15 protein-coding genes and 2 pseudogenes are annotated in these 17,420 nt (G+C 59.5%); 7 read left to right on the forward strand and 10 right to left on the reverse strand.

The window, feature by feature from the left end; translation table 11 throughout:
* Window position 1 precedes the first annotated feature (1 nt).
* The 3 genes from QE432_RS08850 to QE432_RS08860 all read right to left on the reverse strand — a co-directional run bounded on the left by QE432_RS08850 (window position 2) and on the right by QE432_RS08860 (window position 3,927).
* Window positions 2-961, reverse strand: coding sequence for a glycosyltransferase family 2 protein (locus QE432_RS08850; RefSeq protein WP_025596049.1), 960 nt, complete (start codon window positions 959-961; stop codon window positions 2-4).
* A complete protein-coding gene (locus tag QE432_RS08855; protein WP_025596050.1) occupies window positions 958-2,469 on the reverse strand; it encodes an oligosaccharide flippase family protein in 1,512 nt (503 codons plus the stop codon). The genes QE432_RS08850 and QE432_RS08855 overlap by 4 nt, the downstream gene beginning before the upstream one ends.
* A 225-nt stretch (window positions 2,470-2,694) precedes the next feature.
* Window positions 2,695-3,927 carry a polysaccharide pyruvyl transferase family protein gene (locus QE432_RS08860; RefSeq protein WP_025596051.1) on the reverse strand — a complete coding sequence of 411 codons (1,233 nt, stop codon included), beginning with the start codon at window positions 3,925-3,927 and terminating at the stop codon, window positions 2,695-2,697.
* A gap of 270 nt (window positions 3,928-4,197) precedes the next feature.
* Here QE432_RS08860 and QE432_RS08865 point away from each other — a divergent pair, with 270 nt between their 5' ends.
* The 7 genes from QE432_RS08865 (at window position 4,198) to QE432_RS08895 (ending at window position 10,721) form a co-directional block, all read left to right on the forward strand.
* A complete protein-coding gene (locus tag QE432_RS08865) occupies window positions 4,198-5,397 on the forward strand; it encodes a glycosyltransferase family 4 protein (RefSeq protein ID WP_025596052.1) in 1,200 nt (399 codons plus the stop codon).
* A complete protein-coding gene (locus QE432_RS08870; RefSeq protein WP_306623816.1) occupies window positions 5,384-5,995 on the forward strand; it encodes an apiosidase-like domain-containing protein in 612 nt (203 codons plus the stop codon). Before QE432_RS08865 ends, QE432_RS08870 begins: the two co-directional genes overlap by 14 nt.
* Window positions 5,877-6,725 carry an apiosidase-like domain-containing protein gene (locus QE432_RS08875; protein WP_306623953.1) on the forward strand — a complete coding sequence of 283 codons (849 nt, stop codon included), beginning with the start codon at window positions 5,877-5,879 and terminating at the stop codon, window positions 6,723-6,725. Before QE432_RS08870 ends, QE432_RS08875 begins: the two co-directional genes overlap by 119 nt.
* Before the next feature lie 255 nt (window positions 6,726-6,980).
* Window positions 6,981-8,126 carry an MraY family glycosyltransferase gene (locus QE432_RS08880; RefSeq protein WP_025596054.1) on the forward strand — a complete coding sequence of 382 codons (1,146 nt, stop codon included), beginning with the start codon at window positions 6,981-6,983 and terminating at the stop codon, window positions 8,124-8,126.
* A 7-nt stretch (window positions 8,127-8,133) separates the two neighbouring features.
* Window positions 8,134-8,835, forward strand: a complete 702-nt coding sequence (locus QE432_RS08885) for a YdcF family protein (protein WP_035202464.1) — start codon at window positions 8,134-8,136, stop codon at window positions 8,833-8,835.
* On the forward strand, window positions 8,832-10,109 hold the full coding sequence (locus tag QE432_RS08890; RefSeq protein WP_025596056.1) for a hypothetical protein: 1,278 nt from the start codon (window positions 8,832-8,834) through the stop codon (window positions 10,107-10,109). The genes QE432_RS08885 and QE432_RS08890 overlap by 4 nt, the downstream gene beginning before the upstream one ends.
* A 3-nt stretch (window positions 10,110-10,112) precedes the next feature.
* On the forward strand, window positions 10,113-10,721 hold the full coding sequence (locus tag QE432_RS08895) for an acetyltransferase (RefSeq protein ID WP_025596057.1): 609 nt from the start codon (window positions 10,113-10,115) through the stop codon (window positions 10,719-10,721).
* On the opposite strand, the gene QE432_RS08900 is transcribed toward QE432_RS08895, so the two are convergent.
* The 7 genes and pseudogenes from QE432_RS08900 to pdxR all read right to left on the reverse strand — a co-directional run bounded on the left by QE432_RS08900 (window position 10,685) and on the right by pdxR (window position 17,395).
* Window positions 10,685-11,860: a glycosyltransferase gene (locus tag QE432_RS08900; protein ID WP_025596058.1), complete on the reverse strand. Its 1,176-nt coding sequence runs from the start codon at window positions 11,858-11,860 to the stop codon at window positions 10,685-10,687. The two genes, QE432_RS08895 and QE432_RS08900, sit on opposite strands and share 37 nt — an antisense overlap.
* Window positions 11,857-13,140, reverse strand: coding sequence for a glycosyltransferase family 4 protein (locus QE432_RS08905; protein ID WP_149916331.1), 1,284 nt, complete (start codon window positions 13,138-13,140; stop codon window positions 11,857-11,859). The genes QE432_RS08900 and QE432_RS08905 overlap by 4 nt, the downstream gene beginning before the upstream one ends.
* A complete protein-coding gene (locus tag QE432_RS08910) occupies window positions 13,137-14,390 on the reverse strand; it encodes a glycosyltransferase family 4 protein (RefSeq protein ID WP_306623955.1) in 1,254 nt (417 codons plus the stop codon). The genes QE432_RS08905 and QE432_RS08910 overlap by 4 nt, the downstream gene beginning before the upstream one ends.
* Window positions 14,391-15,222: 832 nt before the next feature.
* Entirely contained in the window at window positions 15,223-15,372 is a 150-nt protein-coding gene (locus tag QE432_RS08915; protein WP_210248665.1) for a hypothetical protein, read from the reverse strand.
* 148 nt (window positions 15,373-15,520) lie between these two features.
* A pseudogene (locus QE432_RS26700) lies at window positions 15,521-15,607 on the reverse strand (transposase domain-containing protein); the annotation flags it as partial.
* Window positions 15,605-15,709, reverse strand: a pseudogene (locus tag QE432_RS08920) (hypothetical protein); the annotation flags it as partial. The pseudogenes QE432_RS26700 and QE432_RS08920, both read right to left, overlap by 3 nt.
* A 195-nt stretch (window positions 15,710-15,904) precedes the next feature.
* Window positions 15,905-17,395, reverse strand: coding sequence for a MocR-like pyridoxine biosynthesis transcription factor PdxR (pdxR, locus tag QE432_RS08925; protein WP_025596062.1), 1,491 nt, complete (start codon window positions 17,393-17,395; stop codon window positions 15,905-15,907).
* Window positions 17,396-17,420: the final 25 nt, after the last annotated feature.

A 17,420-nucleotide genomic window follows, 5' to 3' on the forward strand; every position in this document is an offset into this window, starting at 1 on the left:
GCTATCTTCGGGCCATCGCGGCGCGAATGCGGTGCAATGCATCGGGCCGGCGCAGAAGATAACTTAGCGGCGGCAGAAACGCGGAAGCGGGTCTGAGCCGGAAAGCCTGTGCGAGAAGCGCACCCGCGCCGGGCCGACGCCGGGTAAAATTGGAAATCGCGCACCAATAGGCGCGGTCGCTCAGGCTGGCGCGACCGCGTCGCAGCAGGGTTTGTGCATCGGCAAGCAAAGCGCCTTCATTTCCGAAGAAGCTCTCAAGCGCTGCTTCGATTTCGGTATTCCACGCCAGCACATTATCAAGGATGGCCGACTGGTTGGCACCGTGGATGCGGGTGAAATTCTGCACGGCGTCAAGTTCGACGATGTCGCCCAGAACCGCAAGCCGCATCCACATCTCGACATCGTCGGTGTGGCGCAGTGCGGGCCGGTAGTGACCGGCATGTTGCTGGATGTGCGTTCTGGTGACGGCGAGGGGGCCCGGCACCGGGCTGCGTCCCGTCGCGCAAATGCCGACGATGAAGTCCACCCCGGCATGAAGGCGCATGCCATCGGCATCGTCGCCAAGGCCGGATGCGATTTCGGCGTCGTCACGGAAGAAGGCGGTGCGGCCGAAGGCCATGTGCGCGCCGGGGTGATCGTCGAGCGCCTTAATTGCGCGCGCCAGGGCACCGGGAGACAGGACATCGTCGGCGCAGATGATGGCGAAATAATCCGCTCGCGCCCAATCGATGCCTGCGTTGAACGATGCGTGCCCGCCGAGGTTTTTTGGGCGCAGGCTCGTTTCGATGCGCGGATCGGATGCCGCGAGCGACCGGGAGATCGCAACGCTGTCGTCCGTGGAGGCATTGTCGATGATGAGGATACGCATGTCCGGGATATTCTGGGCAAGGACGCTTCGCACGCAGCCCTCGAGAAAACGACCGTAATTGTAGTTGGGAATGGCGATATCGATGGTGCTCATGGCTCGACCGTTGCGGAAACGGCAGCGTCGGGAATGGACGCCGGTGCCGGAGGTTTGCCGATCCGGCGCAGACCGCCCACGACAGCATCGAGCGTCGATCTGAGTTCGCCAAGCAGCGGGTGGCGCAGAATAATCAGGCAGGCGGCCCAGCCTGTTGCCGACAGAAGGACGGCACCACCGGCCTGGGCGAGGGAGTAATCGAAATGGAAACCCATAGAGGCGGCGATGGCGAGCGGCCCCGCGATGGCGGCAAGGGTCACGGCGGCACTCGGCCCGATGGCGGCGAACAGTTCGGGTATTTTGAAGTGGGCGTGGCGTCTGACCAGATAGAAGGCGATGAGCATCTGGAAGGGCAATGTGACGAACTGGCTGAGCGCCACGACGGTCAGGCCGAAGAAGCTCGCGGAGCAGAGCACAATTGCCGAGACGCTGCGGCAGACGAAATTGCCGAGGAACGCTTCGCGGTTGGCGTTGAGAGCGATCAGCAGCGGCGTTGTCAGCACCATCGGAAACCAGAAGATCGACGCAAGTGCGAGAATCCGGGTGATCGGCACGGCGGCAAGCCACTGGTCTCCGAGCGCAAGTCGCACGATGGGATCGGCGAGAATGGCGACCATGATCAGCGACGGCCAATAAAGCACGGTGATGTAACTGAGGGCACGCAAGTAGGACCTGCGCACGTCTCCCCCCTCGCGAACTTCGGCGGCGAGTGCGGGGAAGGCGAAGGAAAAGATTGCCGAGAGAAAAATGCGGTCGGGAATGGAGCAGACGGTATTGGCGCGATTATAGATCGCGACCGCAGTCGGCGTCATGGCAAAGCCGAGCACCAGTTGCGGCAGGGACTCGTATAATTTGTCGACGATGGTGGCAGCACCCCTGTAGCGGCCGAATTCGGCCATGCGGCGCCAAGACTTTAGAGAAAGGCGTGCGGTACGCTGGGCCGGATCGGCATAGGCGGCAAGGGCGCTTGCAACGCTGTTGCCGACGAGCAGGCCGAGCGCGAAACTGACAAAGCCCCATCCATTGCTGGCAGCGAAGATCGTCACGCCAGCCATAACGATGAGGCCGGTGGTTCGGACGCGTGCGATGGTGCCGAAGGCAAGCTGGCGACGCAGCATGGAAAACGCCGGCATGCCCAGGCTCTCGGCGATGACGGCGAAAATTGCGAGGACAAGATAGTGCTGGAGACCGGGCTGGTGGTAGAAAAGCGCCAGATACGGTCCGCACAGATAGAGAATGATCCCGAGAATGCCGCTGGCCAGCAGCAGCAGTGTGAGCGACGTGTTGATGTCATCGCGCTCAACGACATCGAGCTGAATGAGGAAATCGGAAGAGACGAATTCGCGGAAGGCGAAGATCACCGATGTCACCCCGTAGCCGATCACGGCAAAGCCAACGTCCGCAGGCGAAAGCAGCCGCGACATTATCGCGATCAGAGCCAGATTGATCGCGATTCCGAGGTGTTGTTCCAGCATGGCCATGAAAAAGGCGCGGCGGACTTTGTGCATCGAAGGGCTCCGACAGCATCGCCGACAATCGACGGTAGCATCAAATCTAGAGGAGGGGCGTAAACCCTGGGAATCTGACCGTTGGGATGGTAGCCGGATCCGTAGGTGTAGGTCGTTTGTAGAATGTTTCGTGAAGGGCATGCGATAACGTGCGGTCTACTCCTATCGAATGTTAGAGCGCCCCGGTGTTAAGCCGAAAGGATTAGGCTGCGGGACTGCTTGTGCCTAAGGCGTAACGCCCTGTGGCGTTGCGACGACATCACGGGAGAGAAGTTCGCGGCCAAGCAGCGCCTCCTGCTCGGAGAGCTGGCGCTTGAAGCGTTCGTTGGCGTGGGCAATCCGCTGCCTCACCGCGTCCGCTCCAGCCAGTATCTCCTTCACCAGTTCGATGACATCGTTGACTTCGAACGTGTCGATGTGCCGGGCAAATTTCTCCTGATCGAAATCGTTCATCAAGTCATCGAACTTGCGGGCGTAACCTATTGATATTGTCGGATTTCCGAGTTTTAAGGAGCAGACCACGCCGTGATATCTCGACACCACGGCAAGATCGATTGCTGCCATCTGCTGCATGATGTCGCGCAGCGTTGCGGCCGAGCTGATCTCGATTTGCGACATCTCATTCTCGGAGAGCATATCCGTCAGCAGATACATGAGATTGGCGCAGGCGACCCGATCCGTGACGTCCCCCATCAAAAGGGTGATGCGATGACCTTCACCGATCAACCAGCTGACCAGCTGCGAGAGCTTGCTGATATAGGTCTGGTAAATCCTGGAGGCCTCGGGGTCGTTGTGACGCCAGCCGCGATAATCCATGACGCCGACGCCTATTCGCATCACGCCGTCGGCGGCGCTCTCCCGGTGGGGCACCGTAACAGGAAGATCAAAGGCGATATCGGGGTAACGGTGGTCCCGCGACACGTCGACGCCGATCATTTTCATGTAGTTGAGCGAGAAATCGTCCCGGTAGGATCGATACGACGCCATCTGTGCGGCGGAGCGCAAGAACCAGCGGCTGAGGCGGCTTTTCATCGGTCCGGCGCCGATGCTGACGAAGGCGATCCGCGTGTTGCGAAGGCGTGCAACGAGGCACCAGCAAAACACCACAAAGGGCCAGCCGAACCATTTTTCCTGAAAATCATCGAGGATGCCGGTCCCCGGTATGATCATCAGGTCGTCCTTGTCGAAATAAAACAGCGAACTGAAAAATAACATGACCCTTCGGGGCAGATTGCCGAGCAGCCGGTCCAGTTGCCTCATCCATGCATTGGTCAGGGGCGGCCCGCCAACGCCGATCGAACGAATATTGAATTTCGCGTTTACGACGGTCGGATTGGCGCAGATACACAACAGATCGGCATCGGGCCTCATCCTGCGCAGATAAAGGAGCATGGCTTCCAGCGATCCGTCATTGCCCGAATTGCCCGAGCCAAATTGTCCAAGGAGAGTGATCCTCATGTATTTTCCAATCGCCGCACGGCGCCGACACGCTCGATATGGCATTGATATCCGCTAAGCGGGCACGACCCCACACCGACCTTAGGGGTGCGACTTACGCCAAACGACTAGGCTGACTGAGGCAAACCTTTCAAAGGAAGATACAGCTAAGCCTAAGATGCAACTGCCCGTCGTCCCCTGGCATTTTAGTATGTCGCGTTAGCCGCCACTCGAACCATCCGCCGTCTATCAGTTGCGGTGTGGTTGTGGGTGCAAGAGCGAGAGTGTCTCATGAAGCTTGCCTATTTTGTCCTTCCCCACATCGGCGGCACCTATTCCGTCTTCAAACATCTGCGCAAGGGCCTCGCCGTCTATGGCATCGACGTGCGATGGCTGGGCGTGTGCAAGGAAACATACGGGCTGCCTCTCGATCTGCAGGGCGAAAAGGAATTCGGTCAAATCCTGCGCATGCCGGTCAATCTCAGCGACCGCGAATGCGCAGTGCAAATGGCGGCCGCCATCGCCGACGGCGGCTTCGACGGTGTGATCGTCAACGTTCTCGGCGATCAGTTGCAGACCAATATTGCCCGCTACCTGCCGGAAGACATCCTGCGTATTCTCGTCGTCCATAATATCTCGCCCGGAACATATGCCGCTGCCCGCTCGGTGCGGGACTACGCCCATTTGACGATTGGCGTATCGGAGCGGTGTCGGTCCGATCTGGTTGCGCGCAACGGCTTTTCCAAGGATCGCACCTACGCAATCCCGAATGCGGTGGATAGCGATGCGTTTCGCAGCCAGGCGGTCCGGCGCGTCAACCGGGGGCCGGAGCTCAAGGTTCTTTTCGTCGGGCGGATTGAAGATGCATCGAAAGGCGTGATGTGGCTGCGGGAAATACTGGACGCCTCGCCCGAGGCGGTGCGCCTGACGGTCGTCGGCGATGGGCCGGACATGGAAAAACTGAAGCGCCGACTGGCCGGCCACGCCGGTCGCGTCAGTTACACAGGCTCCGTGCAGCTTTCCGACATACCGGTCATCATGGCCAGTCACGATGTTCTCATCATGCCGTCCCGCTTCGAGGGGCTTGGCATGACGATGATCGAGGCCATGGCCGGCGGTTGCGTCCCTGTCGTGTCTCATATTCGCGGCGTGACGGACACGATTGTCGAGACTGGCCGAAACGGCTTCCTGTTTCCGATTGGCAATTATACCGCAGCGGCCAACGCCATCCAACGCCTGCATGCCGACCGCGATCTTCTCGAGCGGATGTCGATTGCAGGAAAGGATATGGTGCTGAACCGCTTCAGCATCGAACGGATGGCCGCGCGCTATTATGAGGTCATCGCCGCGACGCTCAACAACCGTCCGGGCCTGTCAGCGGTGCTGAGGATGGAGGACTGGTCCATTCCCGCCGGGCTGAGGCCGGGCTTTCGAACCTATTTGCCATTGCCATTGAAAAACTGGCTTCGCGTCGTTCGTGAACGGCTCTGAAGCGATGATCGGCAAGGGCGGGCGACCTGGCTATCTGTCCGGCATCTTCCTTCTCTTGTTATGCATGTTTTCGACCTGTATCGCACAGGATACCGCCTTTCCGCTGCGGATATCGCAGGACAGTCGCCACCTCGAGGACAGCAAGGGTCTGCCATTCCTGATCGTCGGGGACAGTGCGTGGTCGCTGATTGGCGATGCCTCTCTCCCAGATGCAGAATTTTATCTGGAAACCCGAAAACGGCAGGGCTTCAACGCCGTGCTGGTATCGTTGATCGAGCATCAATTCTCCCGCAAGGCGCCGGCAAACTTCTACGACGAGAAACCTTTTGCCGGCGATGCCTTTGGTCGGCCGAACGATGCCTATTTCGACAGGGCGGAAGCAATCATCAAGGCCGCCGCCAGTCGCAATCTGCTGGTGCTTCTCTGCCCCGCCTATAGTGGCGCACGCGGTGGTCCCGAAGGATGGTATCAGGACATGGTTGCGGCCGGCCGGGCCGGAGAAGCTGCGGGCCTATGGACGTTATGTCGGACAACGTTTTGCGAAATACCCGAACATCGTCTGGGTGCAGGGCGGCGATTACGATCCGCCCAATCGTAATTTGGTCACGGCGGTCGCAATGGGGATCGCGGACACCGATCCCAGGGCATTGCAGACCGTGCATGGCAATCCCGATACCTTGACGAACGATTTCTGGCGGGATGCATCCTGGCTCGCTATCGATACGGTTTATACTTACGGCAATGTCGCAGCGACGGTGCTGGATCGATATCGATCCGGACCGCAACGGCCGTTTTTCCTCATCGAAGGCGTCTATGAGGGCGAGCACGATGTCAAGGAGCGTCAGGTGCGTCTCAATGCCTATGGCGCGCTGCTTTCGGGCGCGAGCGGTCAGTTTTTCGGCAACAATCCGGTCTGGCATTTTTCCGCCGCCGGGCTTTATGAGGCGAAGGACAGCTGGCAGGCTTCGCTGAACAGCCGGGGCGCTCAAAGCATCACACATCTGGCCGCGCTTTTCAGGCAACTGGAATGGTGGAAACTCGTGCCCGATCTGGGGTCCATGCTGAAAACCGATGCGGGGGCATTCGCGGCGCGTGACAAGGATGGCGCTTTCGCGTTGATCTATCTCGACACGCCTTCGGTTACAATCGATCTCGACCGTCTGGCGGCCGGTGAAAAAACCCTTCGCTGGTACGATCCCTCGAATGGACTTTACCTCGAGCCGGTCGAGCATCTCGGCCGCGGCGGCCTTCGCAACCTGACCGTACCGGCATCGGCGAATGCTTCAAGCTTTCAGGATTGGATCGCCGTTCTCTCCGCACAGGAATGATTGCTGCTGAGACATGACTCGGGACAAGCGTCGTTCATGCGTCGCCGCCCGCCGTCAAGGTCCCGGCCCTAGCTCTTTCGATGGTCGATCCGGTTCGGGAGTAAGCGGGGTAGACGTGAATACCGACACCCTCTCCCTTTGGTGGATTTCACATGCCTTTTGCCCGCATACCCCTCATGGCCGCTGTTTTTTAGGATCGTCGGGAGGCGAGTATCGCTGCAAATGCGCCGCCAGGGTCACTGCTAGGGGTCAGACATGTCGGGGATACTTTTCAACACCATCGCCACTTTCGTTCTGTGCGTATCCTTCATTGTCGTTCTCAGGCGCCTGACCATAGCGTTCCAGCTGGTGGATCGTCCCGATTCAATCCGCAAGCGCCACACCGGCGCGGTTCCGCTCTGCGGCGGCATTTCAATCTTTGCGGCTTTTGCCGTTTCCGCCTTCGTTGGCGGGTGGAGCGGGGTGCTCGGCATCAACTTCTGGCTTGGGCTGGCGGTGATCCTGCTGATGGGCGTCGTTGATGACCGCCGGCCGTTGCCCGCAGCGGGACGCCTTGTCATGCAGCTGGCCATGGCGATTGCGCTGGTGGGCGGCGCCGATATCGGCTCTCTTTCGGTGGGTGTGCTGTTCACGTCGCATTCGGAGTTGTTCCTGCCGCTGTTTTTCTTCATCGGCGTTCTCTTCGTGACCGGGCTCGTAAATTCCTGGAACATGCTCGATGGCGTGGACGGGCTTGCCGGCGGCACGGCTGGCGTTGCGTTGATCTGGTTGATGATCGTGGCGGTCTTCGCGAATGTCGGTGATATCATCCCGCCGCTTGAGGCGCTTTCGGTATGCCTCTGCGCCTTTCTGGTCTTCAACATGCGCGGTCCATGGCGGGCACGGGCGAGCATCTTCCTCGGCGATGCCGGCAGCACCGCGCTCGGCGCGACGATTGCCTATGTCATCGTCCTGCTTGCAACCACAAGCGTTTCGGTATCCTTTCCGGCACTGCTGTGGATCGTCATCCTGCCGATCACCGATACGCTTAGCTTGATTGTCCGGCGCATCATGCACGGTCGCAGTCCCATGTCGGCGGATCGCTGGCACTTCCATCATCTGCTGCTGGACTATGGTTTCACGCCGGCTGCGGCAACCAACACGCTAATCGTCATTTCCTTCCTGTGCGGAGGCATTGGTTTTGCCGGGATAAAAGCGGGTATCCCGGCGGAGGTGATGGCCGCCGGCCTTCTCGTGCCGATTGCCCTCCACACCGCCTTCGTCCTTGCCGCAACGGGTTATGTCTCGAAAACGCTGCTTCACAGGGGCAATTTCGATCTCTATCGCGAGGTCGTTCGCCTGCCTGTGGTTGCCAACGCAGTGTCGGAGCCAAGAGCAATACAATCGCCGAACGAAGAGTGATTGCATCATGAAGCCGCCGTGGCCCGGACCGCGCATTCCCCCCAAGCCCTTTGCGAATGGACGGCCCCGGCGTTCGCGCGTTTATCGCGGCGTGAAAACCAGCTGGCTGTTGAAACGGAAGTCGATTGTCCTCGGTGTCATCATCTTGGGTGCAATCGGGCTTTACGCACTCGCGCTCGTTTCAGCGGGATCGCTTCTCGTCGTGGAAGATCCGCCGGCGCAAGCCGATGTCATCGTCGTGCTCGGCGGTGACGGTCCGCCTCGCGCTCTTCAGGCCGCAAAACTATGGCACGAGGGAAAGGCGCCGCTGGTTCTGGTGACCGGCTACGGGGACTGCGACTTCATCCGCGACATGCTGGTGCGGTCAGGAGTGGATGTCGCTGCCATCTCGACGGAATGTCTTTCGCTCAGCACCTGGGAAAACGCGACATTCGCACAGCCGATACTGACGGAAATGGGAGCAAAACGCGCCATTCTGGTCACCAGCTGGTTTCACTCACGGCGTGCGGTCAAGCGCTTCCGGTTTGTCATGCCGCAAATCCAGTGGATTTCCCTTCCGGCGCAAAGAACCGTGTCGCTGTGGCGAGTTGCCTTCGACGCTGACGGGGTGCAGGTGTTCAAGGAGTACGCCAAGGCGCTGTTTTACGACATCAGAAGCAGTTTCGTGCGGGATATGCCGCCGGTTCAGGCGGGGCTTGCTTCATCATGAACACGCTTCTGGTCTTTTGCCTCTTCGCTGGTGTCGTCCTGCTCCTCTTCTGGGGAATGATGCGCCGGGAGCGAATTTACGAGTTCCCGTTTCTGACCGGCGTCATCACGTTCAGCTTTATCTTGCCGCAGGTTCCTGGCCTCTCGTCTGAAAACTTCCTGCCGGAAGGCGCGTTCACCCGAGCCGCAGTGTTCATGATGCTGTGCCTTTTCATGTGCTGGTGGGGATGGAAAAGAACGGCAACACCCTTTGCATTCTTCCGTATCGATTTCGATGAAACACGTCTGCTGATCGTCGCGGCCGTTCTGTCGCTTGCCGGTGCCTATTTCTATTTCAAGCTTAGCCGTCTGCCGGGAGAGTTGACCATTGCGGTGCAGATGACCGGTGTTCCGGTCATGTACATCTTCTTCTCACGGCTGTTGAGCTATGGGCTGGCCATTGCCGTGCTTTGCCTTGCGCGGCGGTTTTCCTGGCTGGCGCTCATCGTGCTTGCGTTCGACCTCGTCTTTTACCTGGATCGCATCGTGATCACCGGAAAGCGCGCCGAAGCGGTGGAACTCATCATGATGTTTGCGCTGGCATGGTGGTTTTACAAGGAGTGGGCGATACCGCGCATCTTCGTCATCCTTGCCCTTTTCCTCGGCACATTGTCGATGAACAGCATGGGCGATTACCGCGCCATTACCAAGGCCAACGATGCACCCGTCTGGGATGATATCAAGAAGATCGATTTCATCGGCAATCTTGAAAAAGTGTTCCGCGACGGCGGCGACGAGATGCGCAATGCGATCATGCGGATCGACAACACCGCAAACACACTGCAATTCGACTATGGCAAGTTCCATTGGAACCGGCTGGTGTTCAACTTCGTGCCCGCACAACTCGTCGGCGTGGAGGTCAAGCAATCCTTTATGCTGCCGGTGCCGGTGCAATCGCGCGACTACAATCCCGTCCTCGGCACGACGGAGACCGGAATGGCGGATGCGTTCGGGTCCTTCTGGTATCTGGGAGCGTTCAAATTTTTCCTGCTCGCCTATCTGGTGCGCCGGATCTGGGTGACCGCGAATACGGGCGAGTTTTCGGCGCAATTCACCTATCTGCTGTCGATCATACCGTCTATGCACGCCATATCGCACCAGACCGACTGGGTTCTCATGGTCTGGGTGCATATGCTGATGTTTGCAGCACCGGCGCTGGCATTTGCGGTCATACCCGCGCGCGTGCAGCAGCGGCGATACGAGATACCATCTTTGAAGTCTCAAGTGGGAGGGTAGGCGATGCGCTCACGATACGACGATCCTGGCTTTCAGCATGCAACGACACCCCTGCCGCGTTTCGGAGGTCCGACCTTTGCACTGCATTTCCGGCTGAAACGGTTGATCTGGATGATCGTCTGGCGGCTTCTTGCCGGCTGGACGCCGCCGCCGATGCGCCGCTGGCGCAATTTTCTGCTGCGCAGTTTCGGCGCGCGCCTGCATGACACCGCAATGGTGCATTCCAAGGCAATCGTGTGGTGGCCCGGCCACCTCGTCATGGAGCGTCATGCATCTCTCGGACCCGGCGTGATCTGCTACAATGTCGACACCATCACCATCGGCCCATATGCCTCCGTCTCGCAGCGCGCGCATCTGTGCACCGGGTCGCATGACGTTCAGGACAGCGCGTTTCCCCTCGTAACGCGGCCGGTGGTGATCGAGGAAGATGCATGGGTGGCTGCGGAAGCCTTCGTCGGTCCCGGTGTCGTCATCGGCCGGGGGGCAGTGCTCGGGGCACGCGCCGTCACGGCCAAGTCTCTGGAGCCGTGGACGATCTATGTCGGCAATCCGGCGAGGCCCGTCGGCTCCCGTCGTCAGGAAGCGGCGGCTTCCTGCGCACTCAGCCGATAACCCTCGAGCGTCGCATTGGCGATGGCGGGCCAAGTGAATCGCTCCAGCACAAGCCGGCGACCGTTTTCGCCCATCGTCCTCGCCCTGGCCGGATTGCTCAAAATGTTTGCCAGTGCCTTGGCAACCTCGGCCGCGTCCACCGAGACGATCAGCCCGGCATCAACGACACCAACTTCGGGAAAATGACACTGGTCGGTGATCACCACGGGCGTGCCGCAGGCAAGCGCTTCGGTGATCGCCATGCTGAAACCCTCCTGTCGGCTTGGCAGGCAGAAACAGTCGGCATCGACCATGGCTTCGAGCTTCGCTTCGCCGTAGATCGCTCCGACCATAAAGACGCGGTGCCGGATGTTAAGTTTTTTCACCAGGTGCATAAAGTGGCCCTCTGCTCCACCAGGCGGGCCTGCGACGACGAGATCAACGTCGACGTAGGTGTCACATATAGCCGAAAAGGCCGAGGCAAGGATGTCGATACCCTTTTTGATGTGCAGGCGTGACAGGAATAGAATGTAACGCCGGCCGTGCGCCAGAGCGATTTTGTGCTTGAAATTTCCTCGGGCTGGGAGGGGATCGAATTCCTCGGCAAAAACCCCGTTCGGTATGATCAGATTTCGCGCCTGAAAATTCAGCGTCTCGACGGCTGCCACCTCATCGACGTTCAAAAGATGCAGGAAGGCGGCCTCGTTCAGCATCTTGCGATAGCAGAGCATGAGGGCGATCTTCTTTTTCCACGATCGCTGCCCAAGGCTCCAGTGATCCAGCATGCCGGCCGGGCAAACGCAGTAAGGCACGCCAGCGGCGCGGGCAAGCTTGGAAGCGTAGAGCAAAAAAGGCTCCCATACCCCGTGAATATGCATGAAGGATGCATCTTTCAGCACGTCGTTCAGCACCCGCCGACCTTTAAAGCAGAACAGCGTCTCCAGCCTGCCGGGGGGCGGCAGGAGATGCCAGCGGATATTCTCGAAATGCGGTATGCTGCTGCCGATTTCCTTGACCTGCGCCTCGATGGCGGCGTCGCCATAGCTGACGATATTCACATCCAGACCCAGTTCGGTCTGTGCGGCGGCAAGGCGCATGGCAACGGCCTGCAAGCCGCCATGTTTGGGATCAATCGAAGCGATGACGTGGATGATCTTCATATCTCGTAGTTCCCCAGGTACCGCGCATCGTCCGTCATGCAAAGAGTTGGCGAGCGCGACAGATGCGGGCCGGACAGGGCCGCAAGAAGCCGCTTGCCATAGGATTCCACGGTATGTTCGGCCGCGCGCGACAGGGCGTTGGCGGACATGCTCTGCCGCAGTTCGGGATTGTCGGCGAGCGCGCGCACCGCAGTCGCTATAGCCTCGGGATCGCAGACGGGAACGATGAAACCTTCGACGCCATCGCGAACGACGCTGCCGGTGTTTTCGGTCGTTATGACGGGCAGGCCCGCTGCCAGCGCTTCATAGACGGCGGTCGCGGAACCCTCGCAGAGCGACGGCAGCAGGAAGACATCCGCCCACCGAAATTCCTCGGCGATCTGCGAGCGCGGCACGATCCCCCGCAGCTCGACCCATTGCGAAATCTGCTGCTTGACGTCTTCGCCTAAGCGAACGCGGCCCGCCATGCGGAAACGGGCTGAACCTTCCATTAGTCGGGCGGCTTCCACGACATAGGGCGAGCCCTTGCGCAGCCCGACTTCGCCCACGGTCAAAACCCTGATCGGCCCCGGCATGCGTGCCGGTCTGTCGATGGCAGCCGCCGCATTGACCCCATAGGGAACGACGACACACCGGTCTTCCGGCCCACCGCAGGCGACGACGTTCTTGCGGACGAATTCCGACGGGCAGACGATGACATCGGCAAGGCGCCACTCGGCTTTTTCCCGGTCGGCGAAGAGACGCGCATGCGGGTTGTCCTGCACGGGACCTGCCCATGCGGGAAACCGCTTCATTTCCTGATTGAGAAGCATTTCGACGACATCGCGCGGCGCGATCATCTGCTCGACTGCGGTCCACAGCCCCTGCTGCTTTGCGGCCTGCATCTGTTCGAGTGCGTCGCCGCTGAAGGCGTAAAGCCCGGCGGCCCCATGGAAGCCGCGCCGGGCGACCATTTCGGAAAAAATCGACCCGGCCCAGATCGCATGCGAGGTTTCCTCGACAACATCCTTCGTGCGCATGTGGCGCAGCACGGAACGGAGGCCAAAGCTGGAAAACACCGTCGTCAGCGCTGACGGCACGCCTTTGGGCAGCCGGCCGGCCAGGCGTTTGACAGGGGCGGGATAAAGGGTGGCCGGCAGCGAATTGACGATGCGGGGCCAGCCTTTCGTCGCGCATATATCCGTGTAAAAATGTGCAAGGCGGCCAGCGGATGCGAATATTCTTGGCACGGCATAATGCATGCGGGCGCCGAGTTGGCTGACGACGACTTTGTCTTTCATGGCGCGATACCTTGAGCGATAGGGGGGCTGTAAGGCTCGACAGTCTGCAACCCGGCAATCAGCGCCGCCCATGCGTCCGCCGCCTTCTCTCGGGAATATTCGGCACAAAGCAGCCGCCTTGCCGCATCCCCCATCGCTTTCAGGGTCTCCGGGTCGTCACAGAGGTTTTCGATGATGGCGGCGAGCTTATCGGTCTCGCTGATTTCGACGCTGCTGCCGCATCCCTTGGCTTTGAGAACGCGCGGCACCTCCCCATCGGGATCGCCGACGAAGATCGTCGGCCGGCCGGCTGCCAGAATGCCATAAAATTTGCTTGGAATGATGCAATGCTCCAGTTCCGGCAGCAGCGAGACCAGATGCACGTCAGCAACGCTCAGGCTTTCGGCAAGGTTCTCAACCGGTTGCAGCGGTTTGAAGATGATGTTCTGAAGACCGAGACCCTGAACGGCGGCCATGACGCCCGCATGCTGGTGTCCACCACCAATGAGCAGGAAGCGGATATCCGGCCGGTGCTCGAGACGTTTCGCCGCTGCCAGCATGGTGCCGAACTCATGCGCCCGCCCGAAGTTTCCCGAATAACCGACGACGAACTTATCCTGCAGTCCCCACGCCTTGCGCAGGCTGTTGTCCCTGGGGGAGACGGGATAGATTTCCTCGCCATCCGACCAGTGATGCAGGACGCTGATGCGATCCTCTGTCAGGCCTTGTTTGAAAAGGAATTCCGCCATCTTGTCGGTTGGGCAAACCACCATTGCGGGCGACCGCAGCGACCAGTTGCGCGCGAGCGTCAGCCATGCCGCAAGCCATCTTGCGCGCTTCCTGAAAAAACCGAGCTCTATCGCGGTCTCCGGAAAAAGATCCATGATCCAGTTCACCATGCACGCGCCCTTGAGGCGGATCGCGATGCCGCTTGTCACGGAGAGGAGTGGAGGATCGGTGCAGACAACCACCATATCCGTTGCCCCGACATTGCGCAGAAGCCAGACGAATGCCAGCACCTGAAAAAGAAGGTAATCAATGCTGCGGCGCACAAGGCTGTGCCGACCGAAGCGGCCGCTTGCGAGCCTTTTGATCTCGACACCCCGAACGGTCTCGGTTGCCGGCAACACGCTGCCGGGATGATTGTGTATCTCGCGACTTGCAACGACGGTCACGTTCATGCCGCGTTGCGCCAGCGAAAATGCGATCGACGATATCATCCGGCTTGTCGCCGACTGGTCGGGGAAACCGTATCTGTTCAGGAAGATCATCCTCACGCTTTTTTTCCCCCGCCATGCGTCCCGTCTGAAGGAGCATTCTTGGCGACGTGAAAACAGGCGGCAAGCTGGTCGTAAGGACTAGGGGGCTCACGATACGGAGTGTCCAATACTCCGAAGTTGGCGCCGTACTATCCTTTTGGTAGCTGAAACGCAGATGACGCCCTTATGGGTTAGCGACTCCATAAAAATGCCCCAGCCAATAAATGGCAGGGCGGTCGAAGCGGATCGGACGCCGGCCGTGAGAAACAACCGGCGTCTACTTAGGTCAGCTTGTTGAAGAAGTAGCCAATTTTCTAGTGCCAATCGAAAGCGGTGTCCTGATAACACCGCTACAACCGTCCTTGACTGACTTTCGTTCAGCCAACGTGGGCTCTGCAGCTATCAGTGGCACTCGCTGTCGCGGACATAGCCTGCATTGAACCAGCCGTGGATCGTCCGGTCACCGTCGTAATGGGTGACTGGACACCAATGGCTGCCCCACGCAACGGACGACGGCTCGGATTGGCCGTCGAGATCCGGTCTTTTTGGGTTTCGCGGTTTTGATGTAACTGGGCTTGGCGCCGTACAATCCCGACACTTCGCCCTGACAATACGCCGGACGGTTGCCCGGCCTAATAACTGCACCGGTGCCCATTGGCATCGCAGATGGCTTATTGACGGCCCCGGCGGCCGAGCCACTCCTCACTGCGCAGATACCATTTCCACCGCCCTTCTTCTCATAGGAAATTGAAGGGGTGCCGTCAGGATTGATGCTGATGGACAGCGTTACGTCGCCTTTTGTCGCTTCATAGAAGTTTTCATTGACGACTTTGAGTTTTGTTTCCTAGCCATTCAAGTAAACCGGACCACCGGCATCGGCGTGGACATCGATATTGCCCGGACATGTGGCATTCAGGAAGGGCACCGCCGGAATAGCCTGCCCTGCCGTGAAGATTGCAGAAATCGCCAAAACTATGCGAAAGCCTATCATCATTGTGCTTTTCCCAACGAGCCAGGTTGAGGGTGGGACGATGGCGATTGAAGTCAAATTGCGCATGAGTATTTATCTGTCCCAACGCGCGAAGCTGCCATACTTCACAGCCAGCTATAGCCTACGGCAGTCAGAAGCCCTCAGGTATACATCACCCTCGGTAATTCCACGGCAGGAGTGCACCAATCTGCCTCTGAGGATGACCATTGACGATGGCAGTCAGCGTCGCGGTCAGATAGCCCTCGACATATTTGTTGGTGAGCACCGATCCCTCGGCATCGAGCACGGCCTGACTCATGAACTTCTCCGAGGGGATCGGTTCGATGGGTTTGCGCCTTCGTTTTCAGAATTCTGGAATGCGTGCGGTGCGGCCGATATTGCCATTGCCGATCTCCTTAAAGGTCCTGATAGGTGGGTCGCCGGCCGACCCTCGCACGGCAGTGTTTCACAAATACTGCTCATGGGTGCAGTTACTATTTACCTCCACTTGCTGCGAGTTGGGCAGACCGCTCGGTTCAGGAGGAAAACGGTCTATCTATGATCTTGATAGCACCCGGAGTGCATTCGATAGCTTCTTGACCGCAGCCTCGATCTCGGTCGGCGTATAGGCGGCAAACCCCATGAGGAAACCGCTGCTGGCTTCGCCGGAGGCGTGCAACGCCGACAATCCGAGAAGTTCGACACCGACGCGTCGCGCCGCATCGATGGCGGCGCGCTCGGACATATTGGCGATCAGCAGGCAGGGCATTTGCAGCCCGCCGATCGGTACGTGCGGTTCGACAAAATCTGACAGGTGCTTTTTGACCAGCCCCGCAAGTACGTCGAGTCGATTGGCGTATATACCGCGCATGGTGCGAACATATGCGCCGAAGTGCCCGCCTTCAATGAACCGCGCCAGTGTCAGTTGCGCCATGGGGGCCGTGTGGCCGTCCAGAAGCGTGCGTGCCACGGTCATAGGCTTCACCAGTTGCGGCGGCAACACGACATAGCCGATCCGCAAGCCCGGAAAGAGCGATTTGGTGAACGTGCCGATATAGATAGTGCGGTCGTGCGGATCTAGGCCTTGCACGCAGGCCGTCGGTTTGCCGGCATAGTGAAACTCGCTGTCGTAGTCGTCTTCGATGATCCATGCCCGATGTCGGGCGGCCCATTCGATCAGGGCGAGCCGACGATCCAGCGACAGCGTCGCGCCGGTGGGGAACTGATGTGAAGGCGTCAGGAAGATGGCTTTGGCCTTGCGCGGTTCGGCCATTATCTTTTCTACAACGAGGCCCTGTCGATCAACTCTGATGGGAACGCACTCCAATCCCGCTGCATCGAAGGCTTTGCGCGCGCCATAGTAAGCCGGGTCTTCGATGAATATCCTATCACCAGGATCAAGCAGCATATTGGCGCAGAGTGACATGGCCTGCTGCGAACTGGTTAGCACCAGTATGCGGTCGGCGGTGGCGCGAGCTCCGCGCTCAAGGTTCACGTAGTCGGCGATAGCGCGGCGCAGCGGTTCGGTACCCTGCGGATCGCCGTGATGCAGAACCTGCGTGCCAACCTCCTTGCGTACCTGCCGTTCCAGTCTCTCCCACAGCGGCAGTGGAAAGGTGCGAATTTCCGGCACACCGTGCGCAAAGGGGCGCGGGATCAGCATCTCGCGGACCCCACCGCCTCGGAACATGCCGTTGCCGCGCTTGCTAAGGTTCGGGGCTTGGCTGCGCGCGAGCGCGTCCCGCTGGGAAACCCGATGGCCGGGTGTGAACTCCGTGATTTCGGCCACAAAACTGCCACTACCGACCCGGCGATCGATGAAGCCCTCGGCGTGAAGCTGCGCGTAAGCCGCTTCGATCGTGTCGCGTGACACCCCCAGCGATGTTGCGAGCGCACGCGAAGCTGGCAGCGGTCTGCCTGGCCCAAGCGCACCATTGATGATCAACTGCCGGATGGCCCGCTGAATCCGTGCGTAAAGCGGCATCGCCGCATTTGCGGGATGGGAAAGCAATGCCTTCACGGATTCGAGTTGGGAGTGCTTGAACAAATGGTCTGAGCCTCTCTGGAAAAGT

This window comes from Agrobacterium sp. SORGH_AS_0745 (genome assembly GCF_030818995.1).
GTDB lineage: Bacteria > Pseudomonadota > Alphaproteobacteria > Rhizobiales > Rhizobiaceae > Agrobacterium > Agrobacterium tumefaciens.

What these genes read in the sequence shown, in the direction of transcription:
- QE432_RS08890 (WP_025596056.1), top strand. Translation starts at nt 8,832, where the DNA reads ATGAACACGCTTCTGGTCTTTTGCCTCTTCGCTGGTGTCGTCCTGCTC.
- QE432_RS08915 (WP_210248665.1), bottom strand. Translation starts at nt 15,372, where the DNA reads ATGATGATAGGCTTTCGCATAGTTTTGGCGATTTCTGCAATCTTCACG.
- QE432_RS08850 (WP_025596049.1), bottom strand. Translation starts at nt 961, where the DNA reads ATGAGCACCATCGATATCGCCATTCCCAACTACAATTACGGTCGTTTT.
- QE432_RS08885 (WP_035202464.1), top strand. Translation starts at nt 8,134, where the DNA reads ATGAAGCCGCCGTGGCCCGGACCGCGCATTCCCCCCAAGCCCTTTGCG.
- QE432_RS08855 (WP_025596050.1), bottom strand. Translation starts at nt 2,469, where the DNA reads ATGCACAAAGTCCGCCGCGCCTTTTTCATGGCCATGCTGGAACAACAC.
- QE432_RS08900 (WP_025596058.1), bottom strand. Translation starts at nt 11,860, where the DNA reads ATGAAGATCATCCACGTCATCGCTTCGATTGATCCCAAACATGGCGGC.
- QE432_RS08910 (WP_306623955.1), bottom strand. Translation starts at nt 14,390, where the DNA reads ATGATCTTCCTGAACAGATACGGTTTCCCCGACCAGTCGGCGACAAGC.
- QE432_RS08880 (WP_025596054.1), top strand. Translation starts at nt 6,981, where the DNA reads ATGTCGGGGATACTTTTCAACACCATCGCCACTTTCGTTCTGTGCGTA.
- QE432_RS08860 (WP_025596051.1), bottom strand. Translation starts at nt 3,927, where the DNA reads ATGAGGATCACTCTCCTTGGACAATTTGGCTCGGGCAATTCGGGCAAT.
- QE432_RS08905 (WP_149916331.1), bottom strand. Translation starts at nt 13,140, where the DNA reads ATGAAAGACAAAGTCGTCGTCAGCCAACTCGGCGCCCGCATGCATTAT.
- QE432_RS08865 (WP_025596052.1), top strand. Translation starts at nt 4,198, where the DNA reads ATGAAGCTTGCCTATTTTGTCCTTCCCCACATCGGCGGCACCTATTCC.
- QE432_RS08895 (WP_025596057.1), top strand. Translation starts at nt 10,113, where the DNA reads ATGCGCTCACGATACGACGATCCTGGCTTTCAGCATGCAACGACACCC.